General features: G+C 62.2%; 12 protein-coding genes. 10 read left to right on the top strand and 2 right to left on the bottom strand.

Going from position 1 to position 16,213, the window contains the following annotated elements; genetic code table 11:
• Positions 1-168 precede the first annotated feature (168 nt).
• From GO308_RS14310 to GO308_RS14265, 10 genes are all read left to right on the top strand, one after another.
• A complete protein-coding gene (locus GO308_RS14310; protein WP_240885926.1) occupies positions 169-3,441 on the top strand; it encodes an amino acid adenylation domain-containing protein in 3,273 nt (1,090 codons plus the stop codon).
• Positions 3,442-3,641: 200 nt separating this feature from the next.
• Positions 3,642-4,490 (top strand): 4'-phosphopantetheinyl transferase superfamily protein, encoded by an 849-nt coding sequence (locus GO308_RS14305; protein ID WP_240885925.1) that lies wholly within the window; start codon positions 3,642-3,644, stop codon positions 4,488-4,490.
• Positions 4,478-5,350 (top strand): ACP S-malonyltransferase, encoded by an 873-nt coding sequence (fabD, locus tag GO308_RS14300; RefSeq protein WP_240885924.1) that lies wholly within the window; start codon positions 4,478-4,480, stop codon positions 5,348-5,350. The genes GO308_RS14305 and fabD overlap by 13 nt, the downstream gene beginning before the upstream one ends.
• A gap of 28 nt (positions 5,351-5,378) precedes the next feature.
• The gene (locus tag GO308_RS14295) at positions 5,379-5,657 is read left to right on the top strand and encodes a phosphopantetheine-binding protein (protein WP_066477841.1); all 279 of its coding nucleotides are present in this window, start codon (positions 5,379-5,381) and stop codon (positions 5,655-5,657) included.
• Positions 5,654-6,673, top strand: coding sequence for a 7-cyano-7-deazaguanine synthase (locus GO308_RS14290; RefSeq protein WP_240885923.1), 1,020 nt, complete (start codon positions 5,654-5,656; stop codon positions 6,671-6,673). Before GO308_RS14295 ends, GO308_RS14290 begins: the two co-directional genes overlap by 4 nt.
• Positions 6,674-6,702: 29 nt before the next feature.
• Positions 6,703-7,632 carry an ACP S-malonyltransferase gene (locus tag GO308_RS14285; RefSeq protein WP_240885922.1) on the top strand — a complete coding sequence of 310 codons (930 nt, stop codon included), beginning with the start codon at positions 6,703-6,705 and terminating at the stop codon, positions 7,630-7,632.
• A complete protein-coding gene (asnB, locus tag GO308_RS14280; RefSeq protein WP_240885921.1) occupies positions 7,620-9,608 on the top strand; it encodes an asparagine synthase (glutamine-hydrolyzing) in 1,989 nt (662 codons plus the stop codon). The genes GO308_RS14285 and asnB overlap by 13 nt, the downstream gene beginning before the upstream one ends.
• A gap of 236 nt (positions 9,609-9,844) precedes the next feature.
• Complete coding sequence (locus GO308_RS14275) at positions 9,845-10,792, top strand: CmcJ/NvfI family oxidoreductase (RefSeq protein ID WP_240885920.1); 948 nt, start codon at positions 9,845-9,847, stop codon at positions 10,790-10,792.
• Between the two features lie 106 nt (positions 10,793-10,898).
• Positions 10,899-11,756 carry a CmcJ/NvfI family oxidoreductase gene (locus GO308_RS14270; protein WP_240885919.1) on the top strand — a complete coding sequence of 286 codons (858 nt, stop codon included), beginning with the start codon at positions 10,899-10,901 and terminating at the stop codon, positions 11,754-11,756.
• Positions 11,757-11,934: 178 nt separating this feature from the next.
• Positions 11,935-13,680, top strand: coding sequence for an ABC transporter ATP-binding protein (locus GO308_RS14265; protein WP_240885918.1), 1,746 nt, complete (start codon positions 11,935-11,937; stop codon positions 13,678-13,680).
• A 153-nt stretch (positions 13,681-13,833) separates the two neighbouring features.
• Here GO308_RS14265 and GO308_RS14260 read toward each other — a convergent pair whose 3' ends face one another.
• Both GO308_RS14260 and GO308_RS14255 read right to left on the bottom strand, forming a co-directional pair.
• On the bottom strand, positions 13,834-15,828 hold the full coding sequence (locus GO308_RS14260) for a carbamoyltransferase C-terminal domain-containing protein (protein ID WP_240885917.1): 1,995 nt from the start codon (positions 15,826-15,828) through the stop codon (positions 13,834-13,836).
• A gap of 29 nt (positions 15,829-15,857) precedes the next feature.
• Positions 15,858-16,085, bottom strand: coding sequence for a hypothetical protein (locus tag GO308_RS14255; RefSeq protein ID WP_240885916.1), 228 nt, complete (start codon positions 16,083-16,085; stop codon positions 15,858-15,860).
• Between the last annotated feature and the right edge of the window lie 128 nt (positions 16,086-16,213).

Raw genomic sequence — 16,213 nt, 5'->3', positions numbered from 1 at the left:
TCGAACGTTGCATGATAATGCGGTGTAACGCGTAAATGTGACATTCGTCGCTTTTCAACATTATCTGGCCGCGAGAATCATTGACACCACAGTATCGATCGACAACGGTGGGGCTCGTGCTGTTCGCTTGTTGGGTGCATTCATGATCACGCACGTGACTTGTCGTCGATGAATATCGCAGAAGATATCGCAGCTTACCAGCAGGGTCGGCTGAGCGCGGCTGGAATTCTGCATAATATTCGATTATCCAAGCTTTTGGACGATAAGGCATTTGCTTTGTCGGAAGGTCAGCGGGGATTGCTCGCGCAGGCCAGGATCTCTCCGAATTCGTCGGTATATAACGTACCTTGGTGCTTTCGTATCGGCGAGCAGTTGGATATCGACGCGTTCGAGCGGTCTTGTGGGCGAGTATTCGAGCAGTATCCGGTGCTGCGTTCGAGATGCGTTGACGAGAATGGCGACACACATCTTCGGATCGGCGCGCGCCCCGCGAAACCGCTCGAGCGGCACGATGTTTCCGGCTTGGGCCGGAACGGTATAGCGGCCGAGCTTGAGGCGCTCACGCGGCGGCCCTTCGCGCTCGATCGTGAAGCGCCGTTGCGCATTCACCTGCTGACGGCGGGGGAGGCTGATCATTACCTGCTGTTCGTCGCGCACCACATTGTCGTCGATGGCCATTCGCTGCCGCTGATCATGGCCGCCTTGTGGGGGTCGTACGACCTTTTGGTCGGCGGCGGTTCGCTGCCGCCGCTGGTGCCGGACACCGGGTTTTCCGATTTCGTCGACTGGCAGCGCGAATGGCTGACAAGCGCCTCGGCGGATCGGGATCTTCGCCACTGGGAGTCCGTGCTGGCGCAGCCGTGGCCGCGACTGGATTTTCCAGGAGCGCGTGCGCCCGGGCTCTCCCCCCGCCCGCGAGCGGAAGCGCGATTGCGCACGATGGATGCCCGACTTTCGAGCGCCGTTCGCGCCCTGGTCCGAACTGAGCGCATCACTCCGTCGGTCGTCTTTCTCGCGGCCTATCGCGTGTTGCTGAGCGGAATGTCGGGCGAAACCGACATCGTCATCGGAACGGCGACGTCAACCCGCCCGATCAGTCAGGTCTCCGCGTCGGTCGGCTATTTCGTCAACATGCTTCTGTTGCGCGCGACGCCGTCATCCGCGCGCACGGCGTCGGAACTGTTGCAGGCGGAGCAGCACGTGCTCGCCACGGCAGTGGATCACGGCCTATACCCTTTTTCCAAGCTCCTGCGCGAGATCGGGCGCGGAGGTGGCCGTGCCGCAACGCACGGTTGCCAGGTTGCATTCAGCTATGTCGGCCATGCTTTGATGGACTGGAATGCGGCGTCCTTCGCCGGCGTGTCGCGGCGCAACATCTCCGTTGTACCCAACTTGTTTCAGCAGGCCGATTGCGACCTTCTGCTGGAGCTCCGCGAAGACGGTTCCACCTTTGACGTCGTCGTCAAATATGACGGTGCGACGTTCGCCGACGCGGCGATCGATCGCATGATCGACGCGTATGTCCGCATCCTCCAAAAAATGGTCGACGATCCGCAAGTGCTCACGGCCGATCTGCTGCCGATAGCCGCCGAGTCTGCGGACGTTCCAGACGTGGCGGGTTCGAAATCGGCAGTGCCGGCGGAGCCACGCTGGGCGCATCGCCTTTTCGAAGCGCGGGCCAGTGCCGATCCGGCCGCCGTCGCGGTGCGCTGGGCGGGCCAAAGCTTGACCTATCACGAGCTAAACGCGCGCGCCAACCAGCTTGCCCGCCACTTGCGCGCGTGCGGGGTCATGGCGGGGTCACGTGTGGCATTGTGCAGCCGCCCCAGCTTCGCGTTCATCGCCGGGGTTCTCGGCATTCTCAAGGCGGGAGCAACCTATGTGCCGCTCGACCCATGCCATCCGCGGCAACGGCTGGCGGAGTTGATGGCCGATAGCGACCCTGCGGCGGTGCTCGTCTCGCGGGAGGGTCGCGATGCCCTAGCCGGCGCGATCACCGCCGCGCGGCTGATCGACCTTGAAGAGGCCGATGCCGACTGGGCGGAGCAGTCCGCCGACAATCTGACCGGCGAATTGCCGGCGGACTTGCTCGCCTATGTTATCTATACGTCCGGATCGACGGGTCAGCCCAAAGGCGTGATGATCGAGCATCGCAGCCTTGCCCGGCTGCTCGCCGCGGTTCGGGCGGCCTACGGCATTACGGAGGCCGACCGGGTGCTGCAGTTCACGTCGGTGTCGTTCGACGTGTCTGTGCTTGAGATATTCCTGGCGCTGACCTCGGGGGCGTCGCTCGTGATCCGCGACGATCGGTGGATCGAGTCCCCTGAAAGCTTGCGCCAGCTTTGCACCGAGCATGGCGTCACGATCGTCCACATCCCCACCAGCCTATGGCACCATTTCTTCGTGGCGGATGGCGCGCCTGCGCCAGAGGGTCTGCGCCTCCTCGTGGTCGGCGGCGAGGCAATGTTGGGTGATTGGCTGCAAGCTTGGCACGCCCAGAACACCGGAGGCCCCCGCCTGCTGAACCAGTATGGCCCGACCGAGGCCACGATCGTCGCGACCTTGGCCGATCTGACCGCGAGCGGCAGCGCGCCGGTCATCGGTCGCCCGCTTGAGCACGTCGCGACATACGTCGTCCGTGACGACGGCGAACTCGCCATTGACGGCGAGGCGGGGGAGTTGCTCATCGGAGGGGGCGGCGTAGGCTGCGGCTATCTCAACCGGCCGGACCTCACCGAGCAGCGCTTCATTCCAGATCGCTTCTCGGGCCGGCCCGGAGCCATGCTCTACCGTACGGGCGACATCGTCCTTCGGACTGCCGCTGGCGACCTGGACTATCGCGGCCGGATCGACCGCCAGATCAAGCTGCGCGGGTTCAGGATCGAGCTGGAGGAAATCGAGGCGCAGCTCGCGCGTCATCCGGCGGTCGCGAGCGTTGCCGTGATTGCTTCCGATGCGCCTCGAGACGCCGATCGCCAGCTGATTGCCTATCTGGTCTTCGCTGACACCGACGTTCCGTCTGCCGGCGAGCTCAGGGAATTCGTCAGGAGCGTGCTTCCCGATTACATGGTCCCGTCAGCCTATGTCACGCTGGATGCATTGCCGCTCGGACCGACCGGGAAGCGGGATCTGGGTGCGCTGCCGCTTGCGGCGGATCCGTCTGCCGCCCCCTATGTCGACCCACGCACGCCGCTCGAGGAGGCGCTCGTCGCGATCTATGCGGAGCTGCTTAAGGTTGACCGCATCGGCATCCACGACAGCTTTTTCGAGCTCGGCGGCGACTCGCTCAAGGCGGTGCAAGTGATCGCGCGCATTCGCCAGCTGCTAGACCTTGAAGTCCCGCTTCCCTTGCTGTTCGAGGTTCAGAGCGTCGCCGAACTCGCTGAAGAAATCGTCGCCATGCTCGATGAAAGCAGCAGCGACCTCCAACCGGCGTCTTAGCTGAGATGACGGGCCATCAGACCGAATTTGGCCGGCCGCTTGTCAGGCAGTCATGCGCGCCTCAGAAGCGCCGAAGGCGTCCGTGACGATGTCGAAAACGTCTGGAATCGCCCGCGACGTCGACGCGGTCACTTGTCGGGGGAAGGCGACGGGCATTCCCCACACCGAAATCTTCGTGCGCGCGTGTCGCAGGTGCGTTCATGAAGACTGAGCAGCGGCGCCGCCACGTCGATGCACCGGCAACCGACCAAATCGACGTTTTCGTCGCGTCCGTCGAGGCGTGCTGGGAGGAAGCCGGATCGCAAGGCTACCCGACGTTGCTGGAGCCGGTCGAGATCAGTCGCGCGGCGCAATTCGTCTTCGAGCGCGACCGCCGACGCTTCATTGTCACCCGCGCGCTGGCGCGGACGGTTCTCGCGGAAGCGACCGGCCTCGCGCCAGCCGAGCTTCGCTTCACGCAAAACGCCTGGGGGCGCCCAGAGATCGCCAATGCCCAAGCCCGATCGCTGGATATTCGGTTCAACCTGTCCCATACTGCCGACCTGATCGTACTTGCCGTGACCTCGACGCGAGATGTCGGCGTTGACGTGGAGCGCGTGGGCGCCCGGGACGTCCCCCTTGACCTTGCCGACCGCTTCTTCGCACCGTCGGAAAGCGCCGCGCTGCGATCAATGCCAGCGAGCGCCCAAGGCCGGCGCTTCTTCGAATACTGGACCCTGAAAGAGGCCTATATCAAGGCTAGGGGCATGGGCCTGTCGCTCGGCCTCGACACCTTCGCGTTCGAGCTCGGCAACCCTCTGGAGATCGGACTGTCTGTCGACCCGGCTGTGGATGAAGACGCCGGCCGCTGGCGGTTCTGGCAGTTTGAAATCGCGTCGGATTATCTGATCGCACTGTGCTGCGAGGCACGGGGAGGCGATCCGCGCATCGCTTTCACGACACGAACGCCGCTGCTCGCCCGCGCAGACTTGACACCAGCACCGGTGCGCAGCTCCGCGCCGCTGCACTCTTCCTTCGTATCGGCCGGGGCGCGCGTATGCTGGCATTGATCTTTCCGGGGCAAGGCTCGCAACGCAAAGGCATGGGCGCCGATCTCTTCGATACGGTCGAAGAGTATCGCGAGCTGGAGCAGGCGGTCGACGATCTGCTCGGCTACTCCTTGCGTCAAATGTGCCTGGAGGATCCGGGCGGGCGTATGCGTCAGACGCAGTTCACTCAGCCAGCCCTCTATGCTGTCAATGCTCTCCACTATTATGCCGCGCGAAAAGAGGGCGTGCGCCCCGACTTCCTCGCCGGGCACAGTCTTGGCGAATACAACGCGCTTCTTGCCGCCGGTGTGTTCGACTTCATGACGGGACTGCGCATCGTGCAAAAGCGCGGCGAACTGATGGGCGCTGTTCGCAACGGCGGGATGGCGGCAGTGATTGGGGTCGGTCCGCTCGAGGTAGGTCGCGTCCTTCGGAATGCCGGACTCGCGGCGCTGGACGTCGCCAATTACAATTCGCCCCAGCAAACCATTGTTTCCGGCCCGGCCAGTGACATCGCGGCCGCGCGCGTGGTTTTCGAGGAGGCCGGCGCCGATCCTTACGTCGACCTGCCGGTAAGCGCCGCCTTTCACTCACGCTACATGGACGATGCCGCCCGGCAATTCGGGACCTTCTTGGACGATGTGGCCTTCGCTCCGCCCCGGGTGCCTGTCGTCGCCAACATCTCCGCGCTTCCCTATCCGCAGACCGGCGCTGAGCGGGCGATCCGCGCCGCGTTGGTCAAGCAAATGACTTATCCGGTACTCTGGTCGCAGACGATCCGGTACCTGCTGGATCGCGGGGTCGAGCGTTTCGTTGAACTTGGGCCAGGGCAAGTCTTGAGCAATCTCGTCAAGCAGATCCGAGAACCGATCGGTTTGTAACCAAGTCATAATTTGGAAGGTTTGCGTCATGTCGTCGAGAGAGTATTCTATTGATGATCGGAACATTGAACAGGAAATCTGTTCGTTCCTCGTCGACACGCTCCTCGTCGACTTCGGAGATGGCGTGGACCGTGACAGCGATCTCTTCAGGTTGGGCCTGATCGACTCATTCGGTTACATCGAGACGATCCGGTTCATGGAGAGAAGGTTTGAGATCAGCATCGACGACGAGGAGATGCTAACCGGCATCGAGACGTCGCTGCGCGGCCTTTCCGAACTCGTGCAGTCCAAGCGAGTGCGGTCGTGATCGCCGAGGTCGAGCTTTGCCGCAGCTGCGTGCTGACCGCCGCCGTTCCCGGCGTCACGCTTCACGAGGGCCTCTGCAACTTCTGTCGGGAGGCGAGCGACCCCGGCGAGCTGAAGAGCAAGCGGACGGCGCTGGCAGTCGCCATGCGCGAAAAGATCGAGCAGCGACGCAACCGTGGCGAATATGATTGCGTCGTGGCGTTCAGCGGCGGCAAGGATTCAAGCTACACCTTGCTGATGCTCGCGCGCGACATGGGCTTGAACTGCCTTGCCGTCACCGTCGACAATGGTTTCGTGTCCGAGCAGGCAATGGCGAATTGCAGAACGGTGGCGTCCAGTCTGGGCGTCGACCTGCTGATTCATACGCCGTCCTTCGCGTTCATGAAAAACATGTACGTGAAGAGCGTTCAGGACCCGGGATTGCACGTTAAATCTGCGGCGCGCCGCGCCAGCGCGATCTGCAACTCCTGCATCAGCCTGATCAACACCTACATGCTGAAAACGGCAGCCCGGAACGGCATTCCGATCGTCGCCGGCGGCTATGTCGGCGGTCAGGTTCCGCAGGATGCGGCGGCGCTGGTCGTCAATCTGGATCGCCGCCGGGAGCTGCAGGCGCCCGCGCTGGAACGGAAGATCGCCGCGTTCGGCCAGGACGCGTTGCGCCACTTTGATGCCGGCGCACACCCTGGAGGAAGCGCGTCCGAGCTTCTGCTGATCAATCCGATGCTCACCGTCATGGTTTCGGAAGACGACATTATCGCCGCGATCGGCGAGCTCGGCTGGAGGCGCACCGCCGATACGGGCCTGAACTCGAGCAATTGCAAGCTGAACGACGTCGGCGTTCTGATGCACTACCGCCAGCACCGGTTCCACCCCTATGCGTTCGAGATTTCCGACCAGATTCGCGCCGGGCTAATGTCCCGCGAGGAGGGGTTGCGAAAGGTCCGCGACATTCCGGACGTCGTCGCCATGTCCGCGGAGTTGCAGAAGCTCGAGCTGGACATGAGCGCGCCCTGATGGCACCGGGCCGGCATGACGCGTCTGGCTTGGCGCTGCTGTTCCCCGGCCAGGGCGCGCAGCACCCTTCCATGCTCGACGCGGTCCGCGCGGTGCCCGAGTTCGACGCCCGCTACGCGCTCGTTCGTGAAACGGTAGGGTCGCTCGTGATCGACCGGGTCGAACGAGGCGACGATGTTGCGCTCAGGTCGAACAAGGCAAGTTCGTTGCTTACCATCCTCGCGAGCAGCCTTGCATGGCTTGCTTGGGACAGGGCCAGCGACGTCCGGCCGTCCTGTGTCGCGGGATACAGCGTCGGCCAATGGACCGCGCTGCACGCCGCCGGCGCGCTCGATTTCGAAACGCTGGTGCGGGTGGTGAGCACACGCGCGGACTTCATGGATGAGTGCATGCGGGGTGAACCGGGCGGCATGTATGCCGTGCTCGGTTTGCCGCTCGGGGTGGTAAATGACCAGCTGGCTCGCTTGCGTGAAGACGGTCACTTGGTGTGGGTCAGCAACGTCAACTGTCCCGGCAACTGCTCGATCGCCGGAACGCTTACCGCGCTTGCTGCCGCCGTCGAATGCCTTGCGGCGCTGACCCCGAAGAAGCTGGCGCCGGTCCCCGTCAGCGGCGCGTGGCACAGCCCACTGCTGTCGACCGCGGCCGACCGGTTCCACGATGCGCTGCTCGGGATCGAGCTTGCACCCACGGCAATACCGATTGTCGACAATGTCACGGGGGGCTGGCTGGCGGACGACCCGTCCGAGCGCCGCGCGCAACTGGCTCGCCATCTCACCAGTCCGGTGCTCTGGCAGTCGGGCATGCAGACGTGCCTGGCGTCGTGCCGCCGCTTCATCGAGCTAGGTCATGGCGGCAGCCTCACAAAGCTTGGCTTCTTCCTCGACAGGCGGGCGGAGTTCGAAACTTACCGGCCAGATGCGCAGCCGCCCGTGAGACCCGTCGCATGTGCGGGATAGCCGGTCTTTTCAGGTCGGGTGCCGGCGCGCTTCGCGCGCGAGATACCGTGGGGCGAATGCTGACGCGGATCGAGCACCGTGGTCCGGACGAGTTCGGGCTGTATTTCGACGACGAGATCGCGATGGGCACGGCGCGGCTCAGCATCGTCGATATTGCCGGGGGCGCGCAGCCCATGGGCGACGCGAGCGGTCGTCATTGGATTGCCTTCAACGGCGAGATCTATAACCACGACGAGCTGCGCAGTCAGCTCGCCAGCCGCGGGCACGTGTTTCGCACGCGCTCTGATACGGAGGTTCTGCTCCATGCATGGTTGGCTTGGGGAGAAGAGGCATTTCCCCGTCTGAACGGGCCGTTCGCGGTCGCCCTTTATGATCGTATCGCTGGCACACTCGTTCTGGCCCGCGATCCGTTTGGCGAGCGCCCGCTTTATTATGCTGTCAATGGGCAGGAATGGGCGTTCGCGTCAGAGATAAAATGCTTTCTCGAGCACGACGCGATCAACATGCGGTTCGACGCGAAGCGGCTGGCGTCGATCTTCCGCATTTGGGCGCCGCTTGACGACCAGAGCTGCTTCGACGGCATCGATCAGGTGCCAGCCGGCGCCGTGCTGACCCTGACTGCGGGCGGCTCTCGCATCGCGCACTACGGGTCGCCCCAGCTTGCGGCACCGCCGTCGCCCCTCACGGAGGGCGAAGCGATCGAACTGACCCGGGCCAAGCTCGAGCAGAGCGTGCGCCTGCGTCTGCGCAGCGACGTCAGAACCGGTACCTATCTCAGCGGCGGTCTGGACTCGGCGATCATCACCAGCTTGGCCGCAGAGATTGCGCCGACACCCATCAAGACCTTTTCCGTGACGTTCGACGATGCCCGGTTCGACGAATCCAGCGACCAGGCGCTGCTGTCCCGCCATTTTGCGACCGATCACCACAGCGTTCGCGTCGACGACCAGGCCATCGTCGCCGCCTTTCCCGACGCGATCTGGCACGCGGAGGTCCCGGTCTTTCGGAGCGCGTTCGTTCCCATGCTCCTTCTTTCGCGTGCAGCGCGGAGCGAAGGCGTCAAGGTCGTGCTCACCGGCGAGGGTGCGGACGAGCTCTTCCTCGGCTACGACCTTTTCAAGGAAGTCCTGCTGCGGTCGGCGTGGCGCGATCTCGACGTTTCACAACGGCAAGACCGATTGGCGTCGCTATATCCCTATCTCGATCAGTTCAGCCAGAACAACCAGGCTGCGCTCTACGCCTATTTCGACCGGATGAGCTCGAGCGAGCCGGACGAGCTGTTCTCGCATGATCTCCGTTACCGGGGCACCAAATTAGCTACGCGCCTGCTGGCGGACGCGGACGATGGGCTCGGCCAACTGCGGCAGCGGATCGAGGGAGCGCAATTTGGCGCTACGGCATCGGCGGCCATACACAAAGCGCAGTGGATCGAAATCAGGACGCTCATGAGCGGCTATCTGCTTTCCACGCAGGGCGATCGCATGGCGATGGCGAATGGTGTCGAAAATCGCTGTCCTTTCCTCGACCCGGAGATCGTCAACTGGGGAAATGCGACAAACCTGCGCTTCGATGATGGCCGCAACGAGAAGTATCTGCTGAAAAGGGCGTTCGCGGATCGTTTGCCTCCCCGAACCGTCGCACGGCCGAAGCAGCCCTATCTCGCGCCAGATGCCGCCGCGTTCGTCAACGGCCGGCCGGACTATCTCGAACTGATCATGTCGGCCGCGGAATTGAAGAAGATCGAGGTGCTGGACGTCGGCTTTTGCCAGCGTTTGGTGGCTAAGGTCATGTCCGCGCAGGCTGAGATCGGGCAGGCTGAAAGCCAAGCCTTCATGTTCTTGCTGTCGACGGCAATGGTCTATCGCCAGTTCGCGTCCGGTGCCGAGCGCGCGCGCGTGCCGCTGCGTTCGTGCAGAACGGTCGATGGTCGCGAGTCCCGTGTGTGCGCCGTTGAGAGCTTTCCTGCCGATGCGTAGACGCTCGCCTCCTGCTGCGCTCAGCGGTCCAAAAACCGGGTCGACCGGCCCGGGCGGAGCCTCGACCTCGACCGAAGCGCGCTCCATCGAACACCGGAGCTGGTCGTGACGCGGTTCGACAGTGATAGCACGGCTCTGTGCACGCGCTGTACTCGTGACGAGCGCGGATTTCTGTGGTTTATCTGTAAACAAATTGCCTCAATTAGTTACCAAATCAAAGGTCGAAAGATTTCGCCGTGACAAGCGCCGCCAATATAACTTCCGCCACTGTGTCCAATTCTGACGCGTTTCCGGGAACGACCGCTCGGCTAAACGGGCTTTTCCCGGCGACGTTCGATTCCACCGATCCTGTCGAGATCGATCCGCGGGTCGGACCGCATTCCAGCATGATCGAGGATGATCCCGCTGAGGTCTCGGTCATCAACGCCCGGCCGCTGCAAGCGCGGAGCGTGTCCGAGGCCGCGTTTTTCGAGGCGTACGGGTTTGCACTCCTGCCACACAAGACCACGGTGAGCGACTGGGCTGCGGCGGCGGACGCGCGCAGCCCGGAGGCGACCGAGCGCTACTTCCCCGAAATCGAGGCGTTGGTGCGGGAGCGGCTGCTACCCGGGGTATCCGTCGAGCTTCAGCAATGGTGGGGGCCCGTGCAGCGCGGGCGCGGCACCGCGGCGCCCGACTATATCAATGCGGTCCACAGCGACTACGGCCTCACCCCGCAGGAGTTCGAGGACAATTTGCTCGCTTACGGCGGCAGGGACATGGCCGAGCGGTGGCGCCGCCGCTTCGAGCGCGATGATGTCGAGGCGTTCATGATGATCGACTTCTGGCGTCCGACGACCATGAGCGAGCCGCTGCGCCACATGCCACTTGCGCTCTGCGACCCGCGCAGCGTCGAACCCGCCGATCTCGTATCGACGCTGATCTGGGGTATTTCCCCTTCCGACCTGCCGGCATTTCAAGTGCTGTTGCGCTACAACGCCGCCCAAAAGTGGCATTATTACCCGCAGATGGAGGTCGACGAGGTTCTCGCGTTCAAGCAGTTCGAGTACCGCAAAGGCGACCCGGCTCCTCCACCCTGGCGGAGCGTTTTCCACTCCGCATTCGAAGACCCCGACACGCCGGCCGATGCGCAGCCGCGTCAAAGCAGTGAGCATCGCGTTGGCGTGCTCGTGCTCAGGAATTGAAGCGCGTGTACGCCAAGCGGACCAGGGATCGATGCCGGCGAGGACGCGGTCTGCGCTCGCTTGGCAAACGTGCCCATCCGGGGCGTATCGCGAAAGGAGGATTGACGTGGTAACCGCGGCTGTGAGGTATCTCTCGCCGGCGTGCGCCGAGAACCGGCACTATTTCGGCCCTGGTTTCGACTATATGACGGGCGTGTACGAAGCCGAGGAGGTCGTCATGCACGACGGCCGCGGAGCCGGGCTCGCGCTAGACTCGGCCGGTGTCGAGCTGCTGGACTGTCCGACGGCGGTGGCCGACCTAGCCGGCTTCGCCGCCGCGGTGGACAGCAACAACCTGTGGAACGGCGAGGAACTGGCCAACGCGCCCTATTTTCGCGAGGTCTGCGAGCTGGTGCGCGAGCGGACGTCCGCCGACATGGTGCTCGGCCTGAATTGCATTATGCGGTCCAGCCGCAACGACCCCGGCGCAGCGCAGCGCGTTGCCCGTCAGGCGCACGTCGACTTCAGCTATGCGGAGGCCGGGCGCCTCGCGCTGGCGGTCCTCGCCATGCACGGGATGACCGGGCACGCTTTCTCGCGGTTTCTCATAACCAGCTTTTGGCGCACGCTGACGTCGCCGCCGCATAGTGTGCCGCTTGCGATCTGCGATGCATCGACCGTCGCTGAGGACGATGCCGTCAGCGACTACATGATCTTCTGCGAACGTCCACCGGATCGCTTCGGAAATGCTGAAGAACTGCCGGCAGCGGGCGTGTGCGAGGCAACGCTGTTTCACGCCAATCGGGCGCATCGGTGGTACTGGTTTCCCGATCTGCTGCCTAGTGAGGCGCTGCTGTTCAAGCTGTGCGATTCCGATCGGCGATCCGCGTGGCGTGCGCCGCACACCGCGGTCCAGAACCCCCTCGTCGACGCCTCCGTTATCCGCGAAAGCATCGAATGCCGGACCATCGCATATTTCGCCTGATCGCGCGTTGCCCAGCGGGCGCCGAGGAGACGCCCGCGTTGGCGCGAGCGGCCTGCACGGCTGGGTCATCCGTCCGCGTTGTGCCTGCGATGCCTTCTCCTGAGCGCTTGGCGGCATCGTCGGCATTTGAAGCAATCCGATCGGATGTCGAGACTATCAGCACGCGCGGGATGCCGTGATGTCGGCGCCCAACCTCCTGGCTGGCGCGCTCCACTATTCGCGTAGGGACCGCGCGCTGCTGCTGTTCACCCATACGCTGTCCGCCGTGGCGAGCGTGTTCAAGATCGCGTTCCCATTGCTTGTCGGGCAGTTGATGAACGAAATCCAGCAGAACGGAGTCTCGCGGTTCGACGAGCTGCTTCCGGCATTATGGCGGCTGCTGGCACTTTTGGCGATCCTCTGGGTGGTGCGGATCCCACTGAAGATGCTCCAGTTCCGCATCGCACGCCGCGCCCAGAACGCGATGATCGCCGACCTGAACGAGCGCTTGTTCTCCGCCCCCCTCGCGTGGCACGATCGGCAACATTCCGGCGATATCGCCTCGCGCGTACAGCAAAGTTCGAGCGCGCTCTTCCAGTTCACCACTGCCAAGTACGCGAGCGTCGAGTTCGTTATCCAGATCATCGGACCGACTATCGCGCTGGCGCTGATCTCGCCCGTGATCATGCTAGGCTCGATCATCAGCTTCGTGATCGTCGGCGTCATCTCGTTCAGCGGCGACCGGTATCAGACGCCGTTCTGGGTTCGCGAGACCGAGGCGACGCGGACCCTGACCACCGGGCTGGTCGACGGTTATCGCAACGTGATGACCCTTTACGCGGCGCGCCGTCGCGGTGCCTTCACCGCCTTTATCGACAAGCGGCTGCAGGAGGTATTTGCGGTTGCCGGCAAAAACGTCGCGATCTCAGAGTGGAAGGGATCAGTGATCGAGGTGGTATCGACCGCGTTCAACCTGGGTCTCGTCGTCCTCTACGTCTACCTGGAGACCCGCGACCGGCCCGATGCGATGCGTGAGATCTCGCTTGGCAACATCTACATGGTCCAGGCCTATGTGATGACGGGTATTGCTGCGATGCTGGACTTGGTCGCTAACGTGTCGCAGATCATGCGTCAGCGGGCCGATTTCATGGCAGCGGCACCAATCTACGCTGCGCAGCGCGAGGCGGAGTGCGACGCCCAACTCCCTGACGATTGGTCGCGGCTGGAGATCAAGGACATGACCTTGACCTATGCCGGCATCGACGAGCAGACTAGGGCGCTGCGATCGGTCAGCCTCTCCATCGCTCGCGGGCGCCGATATGCGCTGGTCGGCGCGAACGGCAGCGGCAAGAGCACGCTCCTGAAGCTGCTGTCCGGTCTTCTTCATCCCGACAGCGGCAGGTTGGAGGTCGACGGGAATGCGATCGACTTTGGCGCGCTGCGCCATGCCGCAACGCTCATTCCGCAACACCCCGAGCTTCTCGAGGGCACGCTTGAACATAACCTGTCCATGGGGGCGCCGGCCGGGTCGCTCGCGCAGGACATCGCCCGAAGCGACGTCGTCCGCAGCCTCCTGAGCGGCATCGACGTGACGATGACCTCGCATATTCAGGAGGCAGGCACGAACTGGTCGGGCGGGCAGCGACAGCGCATCGCATTGGCGCGCGGGCTTCTTTCGGCGAAGGGGTCTTCGCTCGTGTTGGCGGACGAACCGACGAGCAGCATCGATCCGGCCGAAGAGCGGTCGATTATCGCGGCACTGCTCGTCGAATTGGCCGGCGCCGTGGTCATTGTCTCGGTGCACAATCTGGAATTGGTCGAAATGTTTGATGACGTGATCGTCCTCGACGGGGGTGTCGTCGTTGACGCTGGCCCGGTCGCAGAGGTCTGCGTTCGAAGTGGCTATTTCGACATGGCGGCACCAGCCACAGCCGCGGCCTCGTAACCATCGTCGGGCGTGCGGTGATCTCCTCGCGGTGCGATACGACGTGTCGTGGCTTCTGCGCGATGACGATGGGGTCCATCAGATGGAACGAGAGCCAGGTGGCTAACCTACGCATCGCAAGCGGCCGGCGGCCACCGACGTCGCGGGCCCAAGTCATGCGGTCGGCGAAAGGACGATCATTCTGCGATGCCAAAGGTCGGAGACTTCGGCTGTAATTCGTGCCAATTGCAGCGGGTCGTCGATCCCGAACGTCGCGCACCGGGATCCGATGTTCGGGCCATCATCGTCGTCTTCCAAGATGCGAAAGAGTGCCGAAGATACCGTCATGGCGTGGCTGCCCGACAGGACGGACGCCGTCGGTTCGATCGAGAAAGATTTTTCATTCGCCATCGACATCGCACATGAAAGTTTCCACCCAGGCGACAGGCGCGCCGATAGCTCGAGCAACGGTAGGTGAGCGACCTTTTCGATCACCCAATCGGAAATGAACAGCTTGTCCAGCTCAGTCGTCAGAAAACAGGTAATGGCATCATCGACGCTATCGACGATTGGTTCGAAGTTATTATTGAAAGAGGTGTTCAAAACGATCGGTAACCCGGTAAGCCTTGAGAATTGACTGATGAGGTTGTGAAAATCCGGGTTGTCGTTGTGAGAAACGCTTTGAACCCTGGCCGATCCATCAACGTGTGTGACGGCGCCTAGTATTTCCCTGTACGGTGATCTGACGGGCACGGTCACGACCATGAAGGGCGTGCGAACTACCGACTGTGGAAGGTCGAAATAGTCGTGCAGGTTTTCCTCGAGGACAGACGGCGCGAACGGCCTGTACCCTTCGCGCTTTTTGATCATGGCATTGATGCGAGCCTTGTTTTCGTTGGGGCGAGGATCGGCAAGGATCGATCGGTTGCCGAGCGCGCGCGGGCCGAATTCGGAGCGGCCCTGAACCCAAGCGATCACCTCGCCATCAGCGATTGCTTTTGCGGCATCCCCGTGGACATTGTCAGACTTCCGTGCCGTCACGAACCCGTGCCAATCACCAAGCCGTCTCTCCACCAGGCCGGACGTGCCGATCTGCCGCCCGACATACAAATTCGGCAGCACGTCTGGACTAATCTTGCGGCCATTGTCGTGTAGGTAAAAGAGTGCGGCGCCCAACGCATTACCCGCATCATGCGCCGCCGGTTGTACGTGGACGCTCTCGAATCGCCCCGACTTCAGAATTTTTCCGTTCATCGTGCAGTTTTGTGCCACGCCCCCTGTCATACAGAGATTGCGTGATCCCGTAACATTGGCGAAATGGTCGATCATATGCCAACACATACGTTCCAAGGTCGTCTGCAGTGCAGCGGCATAGTCTTTATGGTCTTGCGTGAACTCGTCCCCTTTCTTTCGTGAATTCTCAGCAAGCCCAGCCTCTTCATAAACATTGTAAAGTTCGTAAAATGGCATGATTTCAACATGGCCATCACTGTTTAAGTTATACATCTTATCGAACAGGGCGCGGTACTTCGTTGGATCGCCATAGGGCGCGAGGCCCATAACCTTGTATTCGTCGAAGAGGTGGTATCCAAGGTAGCTGATCGCAGCGATATAGAAAATGCCGAGCGAGTTGGATTGCGGTATCTGCCGAAGGATTTCGATTTCGTCGGAGCTGCACCTGGCGATCAGTCCCGACATGTCGTCGCCACCTCCATCGAGACACATACCGAGCGCGTCACGATATCCGGATGTGTACCAGGCGGCGTAAAGGTGCGCCTGATGATGGGGGCAGAATCGGATCTTCGACGATACATCTACCTTGAACTCATTCTCGAAAAGTCGCGCCACCCATTGCTCTGCCGTTACCTTCCGTTGGCTCGGATTGTAAAAGAACTCCCGCTTGACGGAATCGGATACGGTTTCACGCGCATGATCCGTAATAATCGCGTCGAGATCGGAAATCTGCGCACCGACTTCGGAAAGACAGTACCGTATCGCATGAGATGGAAACGCATTTGAGTGCTTCAGGCGATTCAATCGCTCTTCCTCTATGGCAGCGACAACCCGCCCATCCTTAATCAGCACTGCCGCGGCGTCATGCCCGTCAAAACGCGCGCCATCGCCAATCTCTGTGGACTTCAGACTTCCGTGCCAACCAAGTACCAGCATCTTCAGCTCCTTCAGAAGCAACTCAAGGCTTAAACATCAGCGTCTTTTAGCGAGAACTGGTATTCAATACCGGTCACGGGTATCGCTGCGTATGGACGACGCGCTGGTACATCGCGGGTCGGGCGCAGACAGCCGTTGGCAGCATGCGCCAACTGGCCTTTGCGCGGCTTCGCGGATGGTTGCGGCGCGGTCGACGATGCGCCGTAACAAATATGCAGCTTTCTTGCGCGTGACAGAGAATCATGGCGCTTCATCATGGCCTGTCAATAGAGGGCGAAAACAACCGTTCACACTGATCGGCGATAAAGTAGCGCAAAGCAAACGATGAGGCCACGCCGCGTCATCGAAATGCCCATGGGACCTGCTCACCTCGTCGCAAAAATAC

Source organism: Sphingomonas sp. SFZ2018-12, assembly GCF_022496715.1.
GTDB lineage: Bacteria > Pseudomonadota > Alphaproteobacteria > Sphingomonadales > Sphingomonadaceae > Sphingomonas.
This window is presented reverse-complemented; position numbering and strand designations above follow the sequence as displayed.